Origin of the sequence: Ensifer sp. ENS08 (assembly GCF_014852195.1) — a bacterium.
GTDB lineage: Bacteria > Pseudomonadota > Alphaproteobacteria > Rhizobiales > Rhizobiaceae > Ensifer > Ensifer adhaerens.
On the sequence record NZ_JACVBF010000001.1, the window covers coordinates 24,989 to 44,316 of the forward strand.

Sequence of the window (19,328 nt, forward strand, 5' to 3'; positions counted from 1 at the left end):
TCGTCCCGACTAAGGAGTGTCAGGCTCATCCGGCCCTGCCAGACCGTTCCTCGCTCCATCTGCGTTTGCTTGTCATCGGACAAATGACGAAGCGCCACGTTTCCAGGAGCGCCGATGCTGGCCAGCCTCGCTTCCGTCTTCAGTCTGATGGTGTCGACCCTTCTCATGATGGTCGGCTTCGGCCTGCAGAGCTATGTGATCCCCGTGCGTTCCGTCGCCGAGAACTGGTCGACGCTGACGATCTCGGTGATCGCCACCGGCTATACGGTCGGCTTCACCCTTTCCTGCGTCGTCACGCCGAAATTCGTGCTGCGTGTCGGCCATGTACGCGTCTTCACCGCGCTGATCACGCTGCTCTCCATCGCGATCCTGCTCTGCGGCCTCATCGTTGACTGGCGCGCCTGGATCGTCTTCCGTGCCATTGCCGGCTTTGCCATCTCCGGCAGTTATCTCGTCATCGAGAGCTGGCTCAATGAGCGCGTCACCAACGAGAACCGCGGCCTGCTCTTTTCGCTCTACCTGATCACGACGATGGTCGGCACGATCGGCGGGCAGTACATGGTGCCGCTCGGCGATCCGACCAACACGTCGCTGTTCATGCTCTGCAGCGTGCTGTTCTCGCTGGCGCTATTGCCGACGGCGCTCTCCTCCTCTCCCATGCCGGCGCCACCGGCACAGGCGAAGTTCGATATCCCCGCCCTCTTCCGCCGCTCGCCGGTCGCTGTCGTCGGCGGTTTTCTCGCCGGCGCGCTCTCCGGCGCCTGGCTGAATCTCGGCGGTGTCTTCACCCAGAAGATCGGACTTTCGACGGCGGAAGGCGCTACACTGCTCGCCTCGCTATTGACCGGCAGCGCCCTCTCGCAAATCCCGATCGGACGTCTCTCCGACAAGATCGACCGGCGCATCGTCATGGTTGGCTGCGGCATCGTCGGCGTCATCTCCTGCCTGGTGATGTCGGCATCGATCGGCAGCCAGCCCGCCGTTCTCTACATCATCGCCGCTTTCGTCGGATCGGTGCTCTTCCCGATCTACGCACTGAACGTCGCCCATGCCAATGATCTCGCCAAACCCAACGAGTATGTCGAAACATCCTCGGGCCTGATGATCACCTACGGGCTCGGCACGATTTCCGGCCCGCTGATGGTCGGTCCGGTCATGGATCGTTTCGGCCCGGCGGCGCTGTTTCTCGTCCTTGCCGTCTACTTCGCGCTCTATGGCGGCTATGCAGCCTGGCGCATTCTGCGGCGCGAGCAGCACAAGGGGCTCGTCGTCAAGACCGACTTCCAGGCAACGAGCGTCATGCCGACACCCGGCCCTGATGTGACGAGCCCGGCTGCCCAGCAGGCGGCGCAGGAACCGCTGATCGACGACGATACGGTTCCGGCCTGGGAAAACCCGCGGCCGTAGGCCGTGGCTCAGCCCTGCGGCGTCACATGCTTGCGAGCGCCCCGGCGCTCGAGGCCAAGCCGATGCTCACGGAAAATGATGAAGATGCCTGCACCGACGACTATGGCCGTGCCGACGAGCATGGCGGCCGTCGGGATATCGTCGAACAGGAAGTAGCCGATGATCAGGCCGAGCACGATCGAGGTATACTCAAATGGTGCGATGGTCGACATGTCGGCGTGGCGATAGCTCTCGGTCAAAAGGATCTGGGCGACACCGCCGCAGAAACCGGCGACCATCAGCAACAGGAACGCCTCGCGCGAGATCGACGGCCAGCCGAAGGGCAAGGTCGCGAGAGAGAAGACCGAGGCTGACAGCGAGAAATAGAGCACGATCGTGTGGGTGCGTTCATTCTTGACGAGTTTTCGCACCAGCACCATGGCAACTGCGCCCAGGGCCGCCGAAACCAGCACGGCAGCAGCGCCCAGTGCCTCCAGCGAACCGAAGCCGCCTTCGCGAAAAAGGGTCAGCCGTGGCCAGGTGATGATCATCACGCCGACCAGCCCGACGACCACGGCCGACCAACGGTAGAGCCGCACCGACTCGCCTAGAAAAATCGCGGCGAAGGCGACGGCGATCAGCGGCATGGCATAGCCGATGGCGATGGCTTCAGGCAGCGGCAGGTGCACGAGGCCGTAAAAACCGAAGCTCATTGCGAGAATGCCGACGAAGCCGCGAGCGATATGGCCGGTAAAATCTTCGGTCTTGAAGGCGTCGCGCAGCTGTCCGCGGAAGGCGAGATAGCCGAGGATCGGCACCATGGCGAAGGCCGAGCGGTAGAAGGTGATCTGGCCGGTGGCGATCTCGTTTCCGGCCGCCTTGATCAGCGTCGACATGCAAACGAAAATGACGACGGAAAGGACCTTGAGCAGGATCCCCTTCATCGGGCTTTCGACTTCCGCATCCATTGAGGGCACTTTTCGAACAGCCTTGACCGGCGATCAGCTGGCACGCGGGCTGGTTTGGAGATTTTTCAGCGGAGAGCACCGCTGCAGGACCGGGCCACCTTAGCGACGCTTTTCTCGAAAGTCGGATCAAACTTCGTGATGAATGACGTTTTTTCTTGATCGATTAACCTTCGACAGTAGGGCGGCCGGCTTTTCTTTAGCTGCCCCGAAAAAAACCTTTCCAATTCATGTCTTGTTAGTCCCACTTCGATACACATCGGTCCGATAAGGGAGCGGGAAGAATAACGGGCGCCATGTCTTTTCTGTCGGAAGTGCGGTCGCCGGCATCACAATCGTGTGGCACAGCCCAGCTTTTCGCCCCTTGGCCTTTTCACCATCACAGGCACCCTCTACAAATTCTCCAGTAGAACGGTGCAAGCGGGACTGACCATGCGGACAAATACTGGCCAGATCATTCATCTGGAAGACTACCGGCCGACCGACTTCGTTCTGGAGAGAGTGGATCTGACCTTCGAGCTCGATCCGAAGGAGACCAAGGTCGAGGCCCGGCTGATCTTCCATCGCCGCGAAGGTGTCGACAGTGCCGCGCCGCTCGTGCTTGATGGCGACGAGTTGACCATGACCGGCCTTTTGCTGGACCAGGAAGAACTCGCCGCAACGCTCTACGATGTCGCCGACGATACGCTGACGATCCGCGGCCTGCCCGAAACCGCCCCGTTCGAAATCACCATCACCACCCTGCTTTCGCCCGAGACCAATACGCAGCTGATGGGGCTCTACCGCACCAACGGCGTCTACAGCACCCAGTGCGAGGCCGAAGGCTTCCGCCGCATCACCTATTTCCCCGATCGTCCCGATGTACTCGCCGTCTACACGGTCAACATCATCGCCGACAAGGCGTCCTCTCCCCTCCTGCTTTCGAACGGCAACTATCTCGGCGGCGCCGACATGGGCGACGGCCGTCACTTCGCCGCCTGGTTCGATCCGCATCCGAAGCCGAGCTATCTCTTTGCGCTGGTCGCCGGCGACCTCGGCGTGGTCGAGGATACGTTCACAACGATGTCCGGCCGCGACGTTGCGCTGAAGATCTATGTCGAACACGGCAAGGAGCCTCGCGCCTCCTATGCCATGGATGCGCTCAAGCGCTCGATGAAGTGGGACGAAGAGGCCTTTGGTCGCGAATACGACCTCGACATCTTCATGATCGTCGCCGTCTCCGACTTCAACATGGGCGCCATGGAGAACAAGGGCCTCAACATCTTCAACGACAAATACGTGCTTGCGGACCCGGAAACGGCGACCGATGCGGACTACGCCAACATCGAGGCGATCATCGCGCACGAATACTTCCACAACTGGACCGGCAACCGCATCACCTGCCGCGACTGGTTCCAGCTCTGCCTGAAGGAAGGCCTGACGGTCTACCGCGACCACGAGTTCTCTGCCGACATGCGCTCACGCGCGGTCAAGCGCATCGCCGAAGTGCGGCATCTGAAGTCGGAACAGTTCCCGGAGGATGCAGGTCCCCTCGCCCATCCGGTGCGCCCGACGAAATACCGCGAAATCAACAACTTCTACACGACGACCGTCTACGAAAAGGGATCGGAAGTCACCCGCATGATTGCGACCATCCTCGGCCGCGATCTGTTCAAGAAGGGTATGGATCTCTATTTCGACCGGCACGACGGCCAGGCGGTGACGATCGAGGATTTCGTCGCCTGCTTCGAGGCGGCAAGCGGTCGGGATCTGCGCCAGTTCGCGCTCTGGTATCACCAGGCCGGAACGCCGCTGGTCACCGCTTCGGGCGCCTATGACGCCGCCAAGCAGACCTTCACCCTGTCGCTCGAACAGACCGTGCCGCCGACGCCCGGACAGAGCGCCAAGGAAGCGATGCACATTCCGCTGAAGATGGGTCTGCTGCTCGAAGACGGCAGCGAAGCCGCCCTTGCCGCTGTTTCCGGCGCCGACATGACCGACGATGTCCTGCATCTGACAGAGCGCAATCAGACGGTGGTCTTCTCGGGCATACCGTCGCGCCCGGTTCCGTCGTTCAACCGCAGCTTCTCCGCGCCGATCAACCTGCATATCGAGCAGAATGCCGACGATCTGGCGCTGATCGCGCATCACGAAAGCGACCTCTTCGCCCGCTGGCAGGCGCTCAACGCCATCGCGCTTGGCAATCTCGTCGAGGCGACGGCGAATGTCCGCGCCGGCAAGCCGGTCACCTCGGACAAGGCGCTGATCGACGGCCTCATCCGGGCTGCCGCCGACAACAGCCTGGAGCCGGCCTTCCGTTCGCAGGCGCTGGCCTTGCCGAGCGAATCCGATATCGCCCGCGAGATCGGCACCAACAACGATCCGGACGCGATCCACGCGGCCCGCCAGCAGATCCTGACAGCGGTTGCGGCCGCCGGGCGCGACACCTTCCTCAAACTCTCCGACGAACTCGTCTCCAGCGGAGGGTTCAGCCCGGATGCGGCAAGCGCCGGCAGGCGGGCACTGCGCAACAGCGCGCTCACCTACCTCGTTCAGGCCGATGAAGGGCCCGAGCGTGCCGCGAAGGCCTTTGCGGCCGCCAACAACATGACCGATCTCAGCCATGCGTTGGCGCTGCTGGCGCACCGCTTCCCGGATTCGGCCGAGGCGACAGACGCGCTTGCAACATTCCGCAAGCGTTTCGCCGACAACGCGCTCGTCATCGACAAGTGGTTCGCCGTGCAGGCGACGATCCCGGGCGCTGGAACGCTCGATCGCATCAAGGCGCTGATGAACGAGCCACTGTTCAACGGCAACAATCCGAACCGCGTACGCTCGCTGGTAGGCACCTATGCCTTCGCCAACCCGACCGGGTTCAACCGCGCCGACGGCGAAGGCTACCGGTTCCTCGCGCGCCAGATCCTCGACATCGACCCGCGCAATCCGCAGCTTGCGGCCCGCATCCTGACCTCCATGCGCTCCTGGCGTTCGCTGGAGGATAAGCGTGCCGGGCATGCCCGCAAGGCGCTGAAAGAGATCGCCGGCGCGTCGAAACTTTCGGCCGATGTCGGCGACATCGTCGAGCGCATGCTCAAGGCCTGAGCATCGCCAAAGCCTGATTTTCCTGGGGCCGGGTCGCTAACGCGACCCGGCCTATTATTTTCCAACGATAAGAAATGGTTAACAAATCTTTACCAGTGCCTCTGGACAAGGCGAATCGCCCTGTGATTCATTGAGTCAGATTCGGGCGAGCGGCGCGCCGAATCATCAGAGGGTTTAGACAATTGGGAAAGATGGCGGACGCGCGACCAGCGAGCGCAGCCGACGGGCGGTTGCGACTCAAGCTTCCAGGCGTTACCGGCCTGGAGCAGGAGTTTATCTCGCAGGCGAAGATCTTTGCCGGGCCGGCTTCACGCCGCCTGGCAAACGCGGAGCCCGTTCTCAAGCGCTCCATCCCGATCCTGATCATTGCATTCCTGATTATCGTTGCGGTTTCGCGCATGTCCAGCATCATGGACGAGCATGCCCGCATGGAGGAAAGTTCGCGCCAGACCGTTGGCCTTGCGGCGGCGATCGCCGTCGCCGCCTTCCAGACGGACGGCGGCGCGCTGTTCGATGAGGGCCGTCGTGCCGAGGCGGAGCAACGCTTCAGCCAGTTTCTGCCGACCGGCATGCTCGATCCCGGCACATTCATCCTCGCGGTGCGCAAGGACGGGCGGATCTTTGCAAGCACGGAAGGCGGTGGACCGCTCATCGGCCGCACGCTCGCTGCGGCCGCGCCCGACATCGCGACGCTGCAATATTTCGGCGAACATTCGAGCGTCATGAAGACGGCGATCGCAGGCGCCGACCACATCGTGGCGCTGGCGCAGCTGCCCGATGCGGCTGGCGTCGTGCTGGCGGCAACGCCGGTCACCCAGCTCGAAACGACCTGGCGAGACGAGGTTTCGCTGAACGTCACGCTGTTTGCCGGCATCTCGGCGATCCTGCTGATGGTGCTTTACGCCTACTACATCCAGGCCAAGCGCGCCCGCGATGCCGATTCGGTCTTTGCGGAATCGAACCTGCGGGTCGAGACGGCGCTCTCGCGCGGGCGTTGCGGCCTCTGGGATTTCGACCTTGCCAACCGTCGGCTGTTCTGGTCGCGCTCGATGTACGAGATGCTCGGCATGCCCGGTGAAAGCAGCGTGCTCTCCTTCGGGGACGCCGCAAGACTGATGCATCCGGATGATCACGGCATCTACAGCGTGGCCCGCACGATCGCGCGCGGCGACTCGCGCCAGATCGACCAGGTGTTCCGCATGCGGCATGCGGACGGTCACTATGTGTGGCTACGGGCCCGCGCCGAGATCATCCGCACGGCCTCGGGCCGGGCGCATCTGATCGGCATCGCCATGGATGTGACCGAACAGCATCGTCTTGCGCAGCGCTATGCAGAGGCCGACCAGCGGCTCGCCGACGCCATCGAATGTACCTCCGAGGCCTTCGTGCTCTGGGACAAGCACGACCGCCTCGTCATGTGCAACACCCACTTCCAGGAGGCCTACAAGCTTCCGGATCACGTCCTGGTGCCCGGCACCGAACGCATAGCCGTGCATACGGCGGCAGCACGGCCGGTGGTCGAGCGGCGGATCGCCGACCCGGATCACAGCAACCAGTCACAGACGAGCGAGGTGCAGCTGGCCGACGAGCGCTGGCTGCAGATCAACGAGCGGCGCACACGCGACGGCGGCCTTGTCTCCGTCGGCACCGACATCACGCTTCTGAAGCGGCACCAGGTGCGCCTGCGCGAATCCGAACGGCGGCTGATGGCGACGATCGGCGACCTCTCGGCCTCGCGCATGACGCTGGAGCGGCAGAAGACCGAGCTCTCGGTCGCCAATTCGAACTATCAGGCGGAGAAGGACCGTGCGGAGGCGGCCAACCGCGCCAAGTCCGAGTTCCTGGCAAACATGTCACATGAGCTGCGCACGCCGCTCAACGCCATCCTCGGCTTCTCGGAAATCCTGCAGAACCAGATGTTCGGGCCGCTCGGCTCGGAGAAGTACAACGAGTATTCACGCGACATCCACGAGAGCGGCAAGCATCTCTTGAACGTCATCAACGACATCCTGGACATGTCGAAGATCGAGGCCGGGCACATGCGCATCAGCCGCGAGACGATCGACCTTGCGCCATTGATCGAGGAGACGCTGCGCTTCACCACCATACCGGCGGAGCAGAAGAACATTCACGTCGTGCAGCAGATCTCGTCGGGCCTCACCATGGTCGCCGATCGCCGCGCCATGAAGCAGGTGCTGCTCAACCTGCTTTCGAACGCGGTCAAGTTCACCAATGAGGGCGGGCGGATTTCGCTTCGGGCACGCAAGGTGACGGGCGCGGTGACGCTCACGATCGCCGATTCCGGCATCGGCATTCCGCGCGACGCATTGCAGAAGATCGGTCAGCCCTTCGAACAGGTGCAGAGCCAGTACGCCAAGAGCAAGGGCGGATCCGGCCTCGGGCTCGCGATCTCGCGCTCACTCACCCGCCTGCACGGCGGCAGCATGAGAATACACTCGACCGAGAATGTCGGGACCATCATCTCGGTCAGGATTCCGGACCGCACCTAAAGCAGCGACCCAAGCAGCGCGCGGACGTGCGCGCGCCTCCGGCTTTCCCCGCTACCCTCCCTCACCCTGAAACGACCGATTGGAAGACACGGCGCACGGCTTTGGAGAGCCTGCGAACGTCCCCCTCCAAGGTTTTCAGGTCCGGATAGTCCCCTGCCCGGCAGACGAGATCGATCAGTCCCGCCGGCGCTTCCTTCGGCTCGAACTCGCCCTCGATGCAGAGCCGCACGATCTGGGACAATTCAGTGAAAAGATGCAGCGCTTCCAGCGCAACATCGAGATCGTTCGGGTTCATCAGCGCATCACCAAGCAGCTTCAACGCGTCGGCGGTGTTGGTGCCTGATGTCAGCGGCTGAACGCCCTTGGCCGGCGCTACGAGCGCCAGATACTGGGTGATGAACTCGATATCGACGAGACCGCCCGGGATCAGCTTGAAGTCCCAGATGTCGCTCGGCGGTTTCTCGCTATCGATCATCTCGCGCATGGAGATCACGTCGGCGCTGACTTTGGAAACATCGCGCTTGCGCTCGAGGATCTCGGCGAAGATCCCGTTGGCCTCGGCCATCAGCCGGTCATCGCCGCAGATGCAGCGCGCCCGGGTCAGAGCCAGATGCTCCCACGTCCAGGCCTCTTCGCGCTGATACTTAGCAAAGGCGTTGATCCTGGTTGCGACCGGCCCCTTGTTGCCGGAGGGACGAAGCCGCATATCGACCTCGTAGAGAATGCCTTCCGCCGTCGGCGCGGAAAGTGCGGCGATCAGGCGCTGCGTCACCCGCGTAAAGTATCGCGTCGGATCAAGCGGCTTGGCGCCGTCGGACTCGGTTGCCGTCTCGTCGTAATCGTAGAGCAGTATCAGATCGACGTCGGATCCCGCCGTCAGCTCGTGGCTGCCGAGCTTGCCCATGCCGACAACGGCGATACGGCCTCCAGGGAAATCGCCGTGAACGGAGCGAACTTCATCCTCAACCGCCTTTACCGCCGCGGCGATGATGAGGTCGGCAAGATCGGTAAAGGCGCGGCCGGCTTGCGCGCCCGAGATCGCGCCGGTCAGGAGCCGAATACCGATCAGGAAACGCTGCTCGGCGGCTATGATCCTCAGGCGATCGAGCACCTCCTCATAATGGCGAGCACCGCCGACGAAGTTGGCGATGCGTGGCGCCAGATACTCCCGCGTCGGCAGTTCGGCGAGCAGGCCGGGATCGAGCATGCCGTCGAAGACATGCGGGCGCGCGGCAATGATTTCGGCAAGCCTTGGGGCCGACGACATGACATTGACGATCAGCGACAGGAGGCCCGGATTGTTGCCGAGCAGAGAAAACAGCTGAATGCCGGCAGGCAGGCCGGAGATGAAATTGTCGAAACGCAGCAGCGCTTCGTCGGCGCGACGGCTTTCGCCGAAAACCCGCAGCAGCTCCGGCGTCAGCTCTGTCAGCCGCTCGCGCGCCTCCACCGACTGTGTCGCGCGGTAGCGGCCATAGTGCCAGGTGCGGATCGTGTGGGAGATGTCCGACGGCCGCTGGAAGCCGAGTTTCTTCAGCGTCTCCAGCGTGTCCGGGTCGTCGCGCTGGCCAGTGAAGACGAGGTTGCCGGTCTCGGTCGAGAGCTTGGCTTCCTGTTCGAAAAGCTGAGCGTAGCGACGCTCGACGGTCTTCAGCACGCGCGAGAGGGCCTTGGAAAAGGCGGCTGTATCCTCGAAGCCGAGCATATAGGCGATGCGCTTCAGTTCCGCTTCGGTCTCGGGCAGGACGTGCGTCTGCTCGTCGCGCACCATCTGGATCCGGTGCTCGACATCGCGCAGGAACCAATAGGCTTCGACGAGTTCGTCAGCCGTCTCTTCGTCGATCCAGCCGGCCTTGACGAGCGCCCGCAGCATCGGCTCCGTCGCTCGCTGGCGCAGGTCCGGCATGCGGCCACCAGCAATCAGCTGCTGGGTCTGGACGAAGAACTCGATCTCGCGGATGCCGCCGCGGCCGAGCTTGATGTTGTGGCCCTTGACCGCGATCTCGCCGTGCCCCTTGTGGGCATGGATCTGGCGCTTGATCGAATGAATGTCTGCGATCGCCGCATAGTCGAGATACTTGCGGAAGACGAAGGGGACCAGGTCCTTGAGGAAGTGCTCGCCAGCCTCGATGTCGCCGGCGACCGGCCGCGCCTTGATGAAGGCGGCGCGCTCCCAGTTCTGCCCCCTGCCCTCGTAATAGAGCATCGCCGCTTCGACCGGGATCGCTAGCGGCGTCGAGCCCGGATCCGGGCGCAGGCGCAGGTCGGTTCGGAAGACGTATCCGTCGCCGCTGCGCTCCTGCAGGATGCGGATCAGGCGGCGCAACAGCCGGCCGAAGGTTTCCGAGGCATCGTCGCGATCGACGATTATGCCGGATTGCGGATCGTAGAAGACAACGAGGTCGATATCGGAGGAATAGTTGAGCTCGAAGGCGCCGAGCTTGCCCATGCCGAGCACGACGACGCCGGAACCGGCGCTCGGGTTTGCGGCATCCTTGACCTTCAACTTGCCGCTCTCATGCGCGCTCAGGAGCAGGTGATCGATCGTCGCCGACACGGCCGCACCGGCGAATTCGCTGAGCCAACGGGTGGTCTCGCGCCCGTCGAAATGGCGGGAGAGATCGGCGAGAGCGACGGCGAAGGCAAGTTCGCGCTTGGCCCTTCTGAGCCGCGCCATGATCTCGGTATCCGCCAATGCCGCGCCGCCTTCATTCGGCTTCCAGGCATCGCGGGCTCCGCGCACGCGCTCGCTCAGGAAAGTCGTGAGATCGGTCGAGAGAAGCTCTTCGAGAATGGCGGGGCGACTGTCGCCGGTGTCGCGAAGAAAAGGCGAAAGGGCAAAGGCCGAGACGATGAAGGTCTTGAACTGCGTTTCGGACGCAAGCAGGCTTGCGACCTTTTCATGACCCTTGGCCATATCCTTCAAGACCGAAAGCGCTGTCTTGGCATCGGCTTGTGTCGCCGGACGGATCGGCGTCGTCTCGATCGCCCAGCACTGCTGCACCTGTTCCTGCATGCCGTCTCCCTCTGGCCGGAGCGGACGGCGCGGAACAACTGCGCGCTGCTTCACTCCACTTCGTTCTCCCAAAACCGGTCTATCAGGTTGCAGTCATCGGGAAAACCATCTGAACCGTCAGCCCCTTGGCGCCATCTTCGGCGGAAGGAACCGTGTCGGCGAGATGCAGCGCGCCGTGATGCATCTCCATGACGGCCTCGACCAGCGACAGGCCAAGGCCGGTGCCAGGCTTGGACCGGCTCTCATCCAGGCGAACGAAACGCTTGATCACCTCGTCGCGCATCGCTGCGGGGATGCCCGATCCATGATCGGCAACCGACAGCAACACATTCCCCTCGCGCTTTTCGAGCGAGACTTTGATCAGAGGGTTCCCGGCGCCATCGGCATACTTGACCGCGTTGTCGATGAGGTTGCCGAGGGCCTGGCCGACCAGTTCGCGGTTGCCTGAAATCACGAGATCCTGGGCGATTTCGGCTTCAAGTTTCAGACCGCCATCTTCGGCCACCGGTTCGTAGAGCTCGACGCAATCGGCGACGATCTGCGAAAGGTCGATGTCGCTCATCTCGGCGACGGACGAGCCGGCCTCGACGCGCGAAATCATCAGAAGCGCGTTGAAGGTGCGGATCAACTGATCGGATTCGCCGATGATCTCCTCGAGCGCACCGCGCTGGCTCGTGCCCTTGCGGGAAAGTGCGGCTTCCGCCTTGTTGCGCAGCCGCGTCAGTGGCGTCTTCAGATCGTGAGCGATGTTGTCGGAGACCTGCCGCAGCCCTTCGTTCAGCTTCTCGATGCGGCTGAGCATTGCGTTCAGTGATTCCGACAGCCGGTCGAACTCGTCGCCGGAGCCGCTCATCGGCAGACGCTGCGACAGATCGCCGGCCATGATCTTGGTGCTCGCCTCCGACATGCGGTCGATGCGCTTCAAGGCGTTGCGGCCGATGCCGAACCAGATGACGAGGGCGCCAAGCCCCATGACGCCGAGCGCCACCATCAGAGCCTGGCGCACAAGGGCGCGGAACTTCTGCGGCTCCTGCAGGTCGCGGCCAACAAGAATGCGCAGACCATTGTCGAGCACCAGCACATGGGCAAGCGCTACGTGGGTGTCCTTCTTGCTCTCGTCCGTATAGCGCTGATAGGCGAAGGGACGTTCGGTCCAGCCTTCGCTGTCGAGCAGGCCCGGCTCCAGGCTGGCAACGTTGCCGGCGAGGATTTCGCCGCTCGGTCCCGCAATCACGTAGAGATTGGCTCCCGGCTGGCGTGCCCGCCGCTCGAGCGAGCGCAACAGGCCGTTCATGCCGGCGCGGCTATAGACCTGCTCGATCTGCGCCACCTCGGCGGTGACCGCGTCACGGGTCTGCTGCTGCAGCAGCCGCTCCGACATGCCGGTGACGTAGAAGACGAGAAAGGCAGCACAGAGAGAAAAAAGAATGAGGTAGAGGGCGGAAAGCCGGACTGCGGTCGTTCTGAAGAGAACGCGAAGCTTGCTCATGCGGACGCCCGGTCATCCTTGATCATGTAGCCGGCACCGCGCACCGTGCGCAGCAGCGGCACATCGAAATCCTTCTCGATCTTCGAGCGCAACCGCGAGACATGCACGTCGATGACGTTGGTCTGCGGGTCGAAGTGGTAGTCCCAGACGTTTTCCAGCAGCATGGTGCGGGTGACGACCTGGCCGGCGTTCTTCATGAGATATTCGAGCAGGCGGAATTCGCGCGGCTGCAGGGGAATTTCCTTTCCCTGCCGGCGCACGGAATGCGAAAGGCGGTCGAGTTCCAGATCGCCAACGCGGTAAACCATGTCCTGATCGGGCGTGCCCTTGCGGCGCCCAAGCACCTCGACACGGGCGAGCAATTCATTGAAGGCGTAGGGTTTCGGCAGATAATCGTCGCCGCCGGCGCGTAAACCCGTGACCCGGTCATCCACCTGGCCGAGCGCCGACAGGATCAGCACCGGCGTGTGGATGTCCTTGCGACGAAGCTCGGTGATGACAGAGAGACCGTCTCGACGCGGCAGCATGCGGTCCACCACGAGAACGTCGTAATTGTTCTCGCTGGCCATGAACAGGCCGCTCTCGCCATCGCTGGCGTGATCGGACACGATGCCCGCCTCACGGAAGGCTTTCGCCAGATAGGCTGCCGCCTCGAGATCGTCTTCAATGATGAGAATCTTCATACGCGCGACCATAGTCCCGGACCCCTGTCTGTCTCAACCGGTTTCGACTTTCGACAACCGGGTTGGCGAGTGCTCTCGTGAGGGAAAGCGGGATGGGCGGAGAACCGCACACACCTTTTCAAATCCCGCTCCAAACGGCGAGCGCCGCGACATCACTTGGAAATCGCGGCGCTCCGGTCAATCATTTGACTGCCGCGATCAGCCCTTGTCGATCGGAAGGGCCACGAAGCGGCTGCCGTTGTCGGCCTCGATCTGGAAGAGCGCCTTGCTACGGCCGTCCTTCTTGGCAGTGTTGATGACCTTCAGGATGTCGTCGGCGGACTTCACCTCCTGATTGTTCACCGAGACGATCTTTTCGCCCTGCTTCAGGCCGCGATCGCTGGCATCAGAGTCTTCGTCGACCGAGGCGATGGTGACGCCCTTGCCATCATCAGACGGCACGACAGAGACGCCAAGGTCGGCCAGTGCCTGCTCGCTCGACGGCTGGGCTTCTTCGGACTGGTCGTCCTGGCTCTTGGCAGCGTCCTTGTCGTCCTTGGGCAGCGTGCCGATTTCGAGTTTGACGGTTTCCGCCTTGCCGTCGCGCCACAGGGCCAGATCGACCGTGGTGCCCGGGCGGATTGCCGCAACCTTGCGGGCAAGGTCACGCGGATCCTTGACCGTGTCGCCGTTCAGCGCGGTTACGACGTCACCCTTCTTGATGCCTGCCTTTTCACCCGGCGAGCCGGTCTGCGGTTCGACGACGAGCGCGCCGCTTGCTTCCGAAAGGCCGAGCGATTCGGCGATGTCCTTGGTAACGGGCTGGATCTGCACGCCGAGCCAGCCGCGGGAAACCGAGCCGTCCTTGATCAGGTCGGTGACGACATCCTTGGCAACGGTCGACGGGATGGCAAAGGCGATACCGACGTTGCCGCCGCCCCTCGGCGAGAAGATCGCGGTATTGATGCCGACGACTTCACCGGAGAGGTTGAAGGTCGGACCGCCCGAGTTGCCGCGGTTCACCGCCGCATCAACCTGCAGGTAATCGTCATAGGGGCCGGAGCCGATATCGCGGCCACGCGCCGAAACGATGCCGGAGGTCACCGTGCCGCCGAGACCGAACGGGTTGCCGACGGCAACGACCCAGTCACCGACGCGGACCTTGCTGTCATCGGCCCAGCCGACATAGGTGAACTTGCGCTTGTCATCGACCTTGAGCACGGCGAGATCCGTGCGGCTATCCTTGCCGACCAGCTTGGCATCGAGTTCGGTGCCGTCGTTGAGGATGACCGTGAAGGCCGAACCGTCGGAAACGACGTGGTTGTTGGTGACGAGGTAGCCGTCTTCGGAGATGAAGAAGCCGGAGCCCTGAGCGGTCGGACGCAGGCGGCCTTCGCCATGCGGGCCACGGCGGTTGGGGCCGCGGTCGGCACGGTCATCGCCGCGCGGACCGAATTCCTTGAAGAAGCGCTTCAGGGGGTGATCGTCGGGCAGATCGTCGAAACCGCGACCGTTGAAATCGAAGCTGAAGTCGCCGCCATCTTCGGCCACCGGGTTGACGCGCGACTGGACGCGCACCGAAACGACGGCCGGCGAAACGGCATCAACGACATTGGCAAAGCTCGGCACCGACGGCGCTTCCACCTTCACCGGATCGGCAAAGGATTGCGAGATGCTTGCCGGCAGACCCGAGGTCAGCATGACGGCGGCAAGGCCGGCGATGGTCGAGGTCTTCAGAACGGTCTTGAGGGAGGGACGCAGGGATTTGGTCGTAAACATCCGTTTTGCCTTTTCTCTTCCTAGATGCCATCGGAGACGGCACCGAAACCTGGTTGCGAAGCCGCCTCAGGGAAGGCGGAATTCGTTTTGGCTGACTGGAGGAACAGCCGATGACGAAAGATGTAACGGATGGGACCTTACTGAGTTCTGTCCGGAAAATGAATTTTTGGTAATGTTGTGAAGAGCTGGCCCGGGCTCGGCCAAAGGCCTGCCGGGGACTGCGCGTTGGCGCGAACGGAATTGCCCGCCACCGGCAGGGATCTCAAGCGATATCAAGAGATTAGTGCTGAAGCCGATCCAACGAATGCGCGTTCGGCGAGCGCTGCATTAAGGCTGAAGCAGCTTCTTCAGCTTTTCCTTCTCGTCCTCGGAAAGCGGCGTCCCCTTTGGCTGGGCGCCGCGACGGCGAGAGGCGATGACGAGGGTAATCGCCCCGACGAGAAGCAGGGTCGCCGGCATGCCCCAGAGGATCAGGGTCTTCGTCTCGAAGCGCGGCTTCAGCAGTACGAATTCGCCATAGCGGGACACGACGTAATCGATGACGGCCTTGTCGCTGTCGCCGTTCGCCAGCCGCTCGCGCACAAGCACGCGCAGGTCCTTGGCAAGCTCGGCGTTGGAATCGTCGATCGACTGGTTCTGGCAGACCATGCAGCGCAGCTCCGCCGAGATCGCCCGCGCCCGCGCTTCGAGCGCGGGATCGGCAAGCACTTCATCCGGGTTGACGGCAAAGGCCGAGCCGACAGGCGCGAGCAACAGCAGGAGTGCCAGGAGCAGACGGTTCATTCCGCAGCCCCCACAGGCACCGCCTTCGGTCGCTTGGCCTTGGCCGGCGCGCCGACGCGCAGGCGGCGGTCGCTCAAGGAGACGAAACCACCCGCCATCATGAACAGGGTACCGCCCCAGATGCACAGGATCATCGGCTTCCACCAGATGCGCACGACGATGCCGCCTTCGCTGATCTGATCGCCGAGCGAGACGTAGAGTTGGCTCAAGCCGAAGGTGCGAATGCCCGCCTCGGTCGTCGGCATGCGGCGCGCCTGGTAGAGACGCTTCGAAGACCAGACGTCGTCAATCGCAGCGCCACCGCGGCTGATGGTGAAGTGGCCGGACTCCTCGGAATAGTTCGGGCCGCTGCCATTGCGCATGCCGTCGAAGCGCAGGGTGTAGCCACCGGCATCCACCGTCATGCCGGGCTTCATCTCGACCACGGTTTCGGTCTCGAAGGCCGTGACGGCGACGATGCCGATCAGGGTGACGCCGAGGCCGATATGCGCAAGCGCCGTGCCGAAAGCCGAACGCGGCAGGCCGGAGAAGCGTCGCCAGACGACGTTGCCTGCGACCTTGCCGAGGCCGGAGCGCAGCGCCAGGTCCGTCAACGAACCGACAATCACGTAGACGCCAAGGGCAATGCCGAAGAGCGCCAGAACCGGGCCGCCATTCATAAAGTAATAATAGGTGACGCCGAAGAGCAGGCCGATGGCAACCGCTGCGAAGAGCCGCTGCGAAACGCCAGCAAGGTCGCCGCGCTTCCAGGCAAGCAGCGGGCCGAAAGGCACCGCAAAGAGCAGCGGCAGCATCAACAGGCCGAAGGTCATGTTGAAGAAGGGCGGCCCGACGGAGATCTTGTCGCCGGTCAGCGCTTCGAGCACCAGCGGATAGAGCGTGCCGGTCAGGACCGTCGCGGTCGCCGTCGTCAGGATGAGGTTGTTGAAGACCAGCGCACCCTCACGCGAGATCGGCGCGAAGATGCCGCCGGCTTTCAGGTGCGAGGCGCGCAGGGCGAAGAGCGTGAACGCACCGCCGATGAAGAAGACGAGAATGGCGAGGATGAAGATGCCGCGCGTCGGGTCGGTGGCGAAGGCGTGGACCGACGTCAGGACACCCGAACGCACGAGGAAGGTGCCGAGCAGCGACAGCGAGAAGGTCATGATCGCAAGCAGCACGGTCCAGATCTTCAGCGCCTCGCGCTTTTCCATGACCAGCGCCGAATGCAAAAGCGCCGTACCCGCGAGCCACGGCATGAAGGAGGCGTTTTCGACCGGATCCCAGAACCACCAGCCACCCCAGCCGAGCTCGTAATAGGCCCAGTACGAACCCATGGAGATCCCGGCGGTGAGAAAGGTCCAGGCGGCAAGCGTCCAGGGACGGACCCAGCGAGCCCAGGCGGCGTCGATGCGGCCCTCGATCAAGGCCGCGATGGCAAAGGAGAAGCAGACCGAGAAACCGACATAGCCGAGGTAGAGCAACGGCGGATGAATGGCGAGGCCGACGTCCTGCAGGATCGGGTTCAGGTCCTTGCCCTCGCCCGGCGCGGGCATCAGCCGAGCGAACGGATTGGACGTCAGCAGGATGAAGAGCGCGAAGGCCATCGCGATCCAAGCCTGCACGGCGAGTACGTTTGCCTTCAACGTCTCCGGCAGGTTGCGCCCAAAGGCGGCAACCAGCGCCGAAAAGAACGTCAGGATCAACAGCCACAGCAGCATCGAGCCTTCATGGTTCCCCCAGACGCCCGAGATCTTGTAGATCAGCGGCTTCAGCGAATGGGAGTTTTCCCAGACGTTGCGGACCGAGAAATCCGAGGTCACATAGGCGAAGGTGAGGACGGCAAAAGCGAAAGCGACGAGCAGAAAGCAGGCGACGGCGGCGCTGGATGCGAGTTCCATCAGGCCGCGATCGTTCAATCGTGCGCCAAGGATCGGTAAGGCGGCCTGAATGACCGCCGTCGCCAACGCCAGAACCAGAGCGTAGTGTCCGAGCTCGATGATCACTTGATGGTTTCCTTCCCGCTGAGCTCGACGCCCTGCGCCTTCAAACGGTCGGCGACATCCTTGGGCATATAGGTCTCGTCATGCTTGGCAAGAACGGAATCGGCCACGAAGACCGAGCTTCCGGCAACGAAGGTTCCCTCCGTCACCACGCCCTGCCCTTCGCGGAACAGGTCAGGCAGGATGCCGGTATAGGTGACCGGCACGCCGCTCAGCGTATCGGTGACGGTGAAGGTCACCGTCTTGCCGTCGCCGCGCTTGACGGAGCCGGTTTCGACGACACCGCCGAGGCGGATGCGGGTTCCCGGCGGTACGTTGGCCTTTTCGAGGTCGCTCGGCACATAGAAATAGGCGATCGCCTGACTGAAGGCGAACATTACGAGGAAGGCTGCAAGCACCAGGAAGCCGACACCGCCGCCGATGATCGCCAGTCTTTTTTGTTTGCGCGTCATTGCGTTACTCCGTCGGTGGCAATCCCGAGCTCACGCGCCAGCGCCAGCAGCTGCTTGCCGCCGTCGCCATCGGCCGGGAAGGTTTTCAGGCCTTCCCTTAGCGCGGCCAGTGCCTTGTCTCGTTGATCAAGGACAACATGGGAGCGGATCAGACGCGCCCAGCCTTCGAGATTATCCGGATTTTCCTTCAGCCGGCTTTCGAGGCTGCCGACCATGCCCCGGATCATTTCCTGGCGATCGCCGGCGCTCATGCTTTCGGCGGCGGCCACGTCATCGGCACTTGGATTGCCGGGCGCTGCAGCGCTGGTGGCGCCGGCGCCCCCCAGCTCTGCCACGTGCTGCTTGACGAGCGGCAGCCAGGGCGCGTCGGCGGGTGATGTCGCGACCAGTCGGTTGAAGGCAGTCAGCGCTTCCGCGCTCTTGCCTTCCTGCTTGAGGCCGAGGGCAAGATAGAATTCCGAGCGCGGGTCATTGGGATCGAGCGTCAGCGCCTGCTTCAGCGCGTCCTGCGCCTTGCTCGTCACGACGCCGTCGGACTGCACGACCATCGCCTCGGCATAGCCGCCGAGACGTGCCGGCGTCGGGCCAAGCAGGCGGATCGCCCGGTCATAGGCATCGACCGCATCTTCGACACGGCCGTTGCGCATGTAGATCGGCGCAAGCAAGTCCCAGCCGGCGCCATCATTCGGGTTTACCGCCAGGTGGTTCTCGGCCTTGGCAATCAGGATGTTGATGTCGCCATTGGGATCGGCCAGGCGTGCGGCCAGCGGCTGCGCCGGCATTCCCGGGCTGCCCGTCAGCAAGTAAAGACAGAGGCCGACGGCCGGAAGACAGAGAAGCACGAAGGCCTGGGCCAGGCGGCTGACACCGCGGCGCGGCGCGGCAGCCGCAGTCGCCTCACTGTCGCTCTCGCCAGCAGCCAGCAGCCGGCGCGCAACTTCGGCGCGCGCAAGCTCGGCGTCGTCGCCGCCGATCAGGCCGCTATCCTGGTCCCGCTTCAACTCTTCGAGCTGGTCGCGATAGACCTCGACATCATGGCTGTGGGGAGACGACGGGGCTTCCCCCGCCCGCAGCAGCGGAAGGATGAGCACGACAGCGACAGCCGCCGTCAGAGTGGCGACGAGGATCCAGAACAACATGGAAGCTCAATACTATGGCCCCCATGCCATTCCAACTCGAAAACCCCTTATGACGGAGATTTGAGGCGTTTCGCCGCAACGGCG

General features: G+C 63.2%; 12 protein-coding genes. 3 read left to right on the forward strand and 9 right to left on the reverse strand.

Going from position 1 to position 19,328, the window contains the following annotated elements:
• Positions 1-114: 114 nt before the first annotated feature.
• Positions 115-1,407 (forward strand): MFS transporter, encoded by a 1,293-nt coding sequence (locus IB272_RS00140; protein ID WP_060584334.1) that lies wholly within the window; start codon positions 115-117, stop codon positions 1,405-1,407.
• 8 nt (positions 1,408-1,415) lie between these two features.
• Here the strand turns inward: IB272_RS00140 and IB272_RS00145 are convergent, their stop codons facing one another.
• Positions 1,416-2,354, reverse strand: coding sequence for a DMT family transporter (locus IB272_RS00145; protein WP_060516200.1), 939 nt, complete (start codon positions 2,352-2,354; stop codon positions 1,416-1,418).
• Positions 2,355-2,783: 429 nt separating this feature from the next.
• Between IB272_RS00145 and pepN the strand changes: the two genes are divergently transcribed.
• Complete coding sequence (gene pepN / locus IB272_RS00150) at positions 2,784-5,432, forward strand: aminopeptidase N (protein WP_089043880.1); 2,649 nt, start codon at positions 2,784-2,786, stop codon at positions 5,430-5,432.
• Between the two features lie 182 nt (positions 5,433-5,614).
• Positions 5,615-7,942, forward strand: coding sequence for an ATP-binding protein (locus tag IB272_RS00155; RefSeq protein ID WP_060584329.1), 2,328 nt, complete (start codon positions 5,615-5,617; stop codon positions 7,940-7,942).
• Between the two features lie 61 nt (positions 7,943-8,003).
• On the opposite strand, the gene IB272_RS00160 is transcribed toward IB272_RS00155, so the two are convergent.
• From IB272_RS00160 to ccmI, 8 genes are all read right to left on the reverse strand, one after another.
• Positions 8,004-10,958, reverse strand: coding sequence for a bifunctional [glutamine synthetase] adenylyltransferase/[glutamine synthetase]-adenylyl-L-tyrosine phosphorylase (locus tag IB272_RS00160; RefSeq protein WP_060584327.1), 2,955 nt, complete (start codon positions 10,956-10,958; stop codon positions 8,004-8,006).
• Between the two features lie 82 nt (positions 10,959-11,040).
• Positions 11,041-12,447, reverse strand: a complete 1,407-nt coding sequence (locus IB272_RS00165) for an ATP-binding protein (protein WP_034789387.1) — start codon at positions 12,445-12,447, stop codon at positions 11,041-11,043.
• Entirely contained in the window at positions 12,444-13,142 is a 699-nt protein-coding gene (locus tag IB272_RS00170; protein ID WP_034789385.1) for a response regulator transcription factor, read from the reverse strand. The genes IB272_RS00165 and IB272_RS00170 overlap by 4 nt, the downstream gene beginning before the upstream one ends.
• A gap of 186 nt (positions 13,143-13,328) precedes the next feature.
• Entirely contained in the window at positions 13,329-14,888 is a 1,560-nt protein-coding gene (locus tag IB272_RS00175; RefSeq protein ID WP_034789379.1) for a Do family serine endopeptidase, read from the reverse strand.
• A gap of 327 nt (positions 14,889-15,215) precedes the next feature.
• Positions 15,216-15,671, reverse strand: coding sequence for a cytochrome c-type biogenesis protein (locus IB272_RS00180; protein WP_034789377.1), 456 nt, complete (start codon positions 15,669-15,671; stop codon positions 15,216-15,218).
• Positions 15,668-17,656 (reverse strand): heme lyase CcmF/NrfE family subunit, encoded by a 1,989-nt coding sequence (locus IB272_RS00185; protein WP_034789367.1) that lies wholly within the window; start codon positions 17,654-17,656, stop codon positions 15,668-15,670. Before IB272_RS00185 ends, IB272_RS00180 begins: the two co-directional genes overlap by 4 nt.
• The gene (gene ccmE, locus IB272_RS00190; protein WP_034789366.1) at positions 17,653-18,105 is read right to left on the reverse strand and encodes a cytochrome c maturation protein CcmE; all 453 of its coding nucleotides are present in this window, start codon (positions 18,103-18,105) and stop codon (positions 17,653-17,655) included. The genes IB272_RS00185 and ccmE overlap by 4 nt, the downstream gene beginning before the upstream one ends.
• A complete protein-coding gene (gene ccmI / locus IB272_RS00195; protein WP_060516206.1) occupies positions 18,102-19,244 on the reverse strand; it encodes a c-type cytochrome biogenesis protein CcmI in 1,143 nt (380 codons plus the stop codon). Before ccmI ends, ccmE begins: the two co-directional genes overlap by 4 nt.
• Between the last annotated feature and the right edge of the window lie 84 nt (positions 19,245-19,328).

Excerpts from the sequence above, each read along its gene's own strand:
- IB272_RS00140 (WP_060584334.1), top strand. The coding sequence starts at position 115 with ATGCTGGCCAGCCTCGCTTCCGTCTTCAGTCTGATGGTGTCGACCCTT.
- IB272_RS00145 (WP_060516200.1), bottom strand. The coding sequence starts at position 2,354 with ATGGATGCGGAAGTCGAAAGCCCGATGAAGGGGATCCTGCTCAAGGTC.
- pepN (WP_089043880.1), top strand. The coding sequence starts at position 2,784 with ATGCGGACAAATACTGGCCAGATCATTCATCTGGAAGACTACCGGCCG.
- IB272_RS00160 (WP_060584327.1), bottom strand. The coding sequence starts at position 10,958 with ATGCAGGAACAGGTGCAGCAGTGCTGGGCGATCGAGACGACGCCGATC.
- IB272_RS00165 (WP_034789387.1), bottom strand. The coding sequence starts at position 12,447 with ATGAGCAAGCTTCGCGTTCTCTTCAGAACGACCGCAGTCCGGCTTTCC.
- IB272_RS00170 (WP_034789385.1), bottom strand. The coding sequence starts at position 13,142 with ATGGTCGCGCGTATGAAGATTCTCATCATTGAAGACGATCTCGAGGCG.
- IB272_RS00175 (WP_034789379.1), bottom strand. The coding sequence starts at position 14,888 with ATGTTTACGACCAAATCCCTGCGTCCCTCCCTCAAGACCGTTCTGAAG.
- IB272_RS00180 (WP_034789377.1), bottom strand. The coding sequence starts at position 15,671 with ATGAACCGTCTGCTCCTGGCACTCCTGCTGTTGCTCGCGCCTGTCGGC.
- ccmE (WP_034789366.1), bottom strand. The coding sequence starts at position 18,105 with ATGACGCGCAAACAAAAAAGACTGGCGATCATCGGCGGCGGTGTCGGC.
- ccmI (WP_060516206.1), bottom strand. The coding sequence starts at position 19,244 with ATGTTGTTCTGGATCCTCGTCGCCACTCTGACGGCGGCTGTCGCTGTC.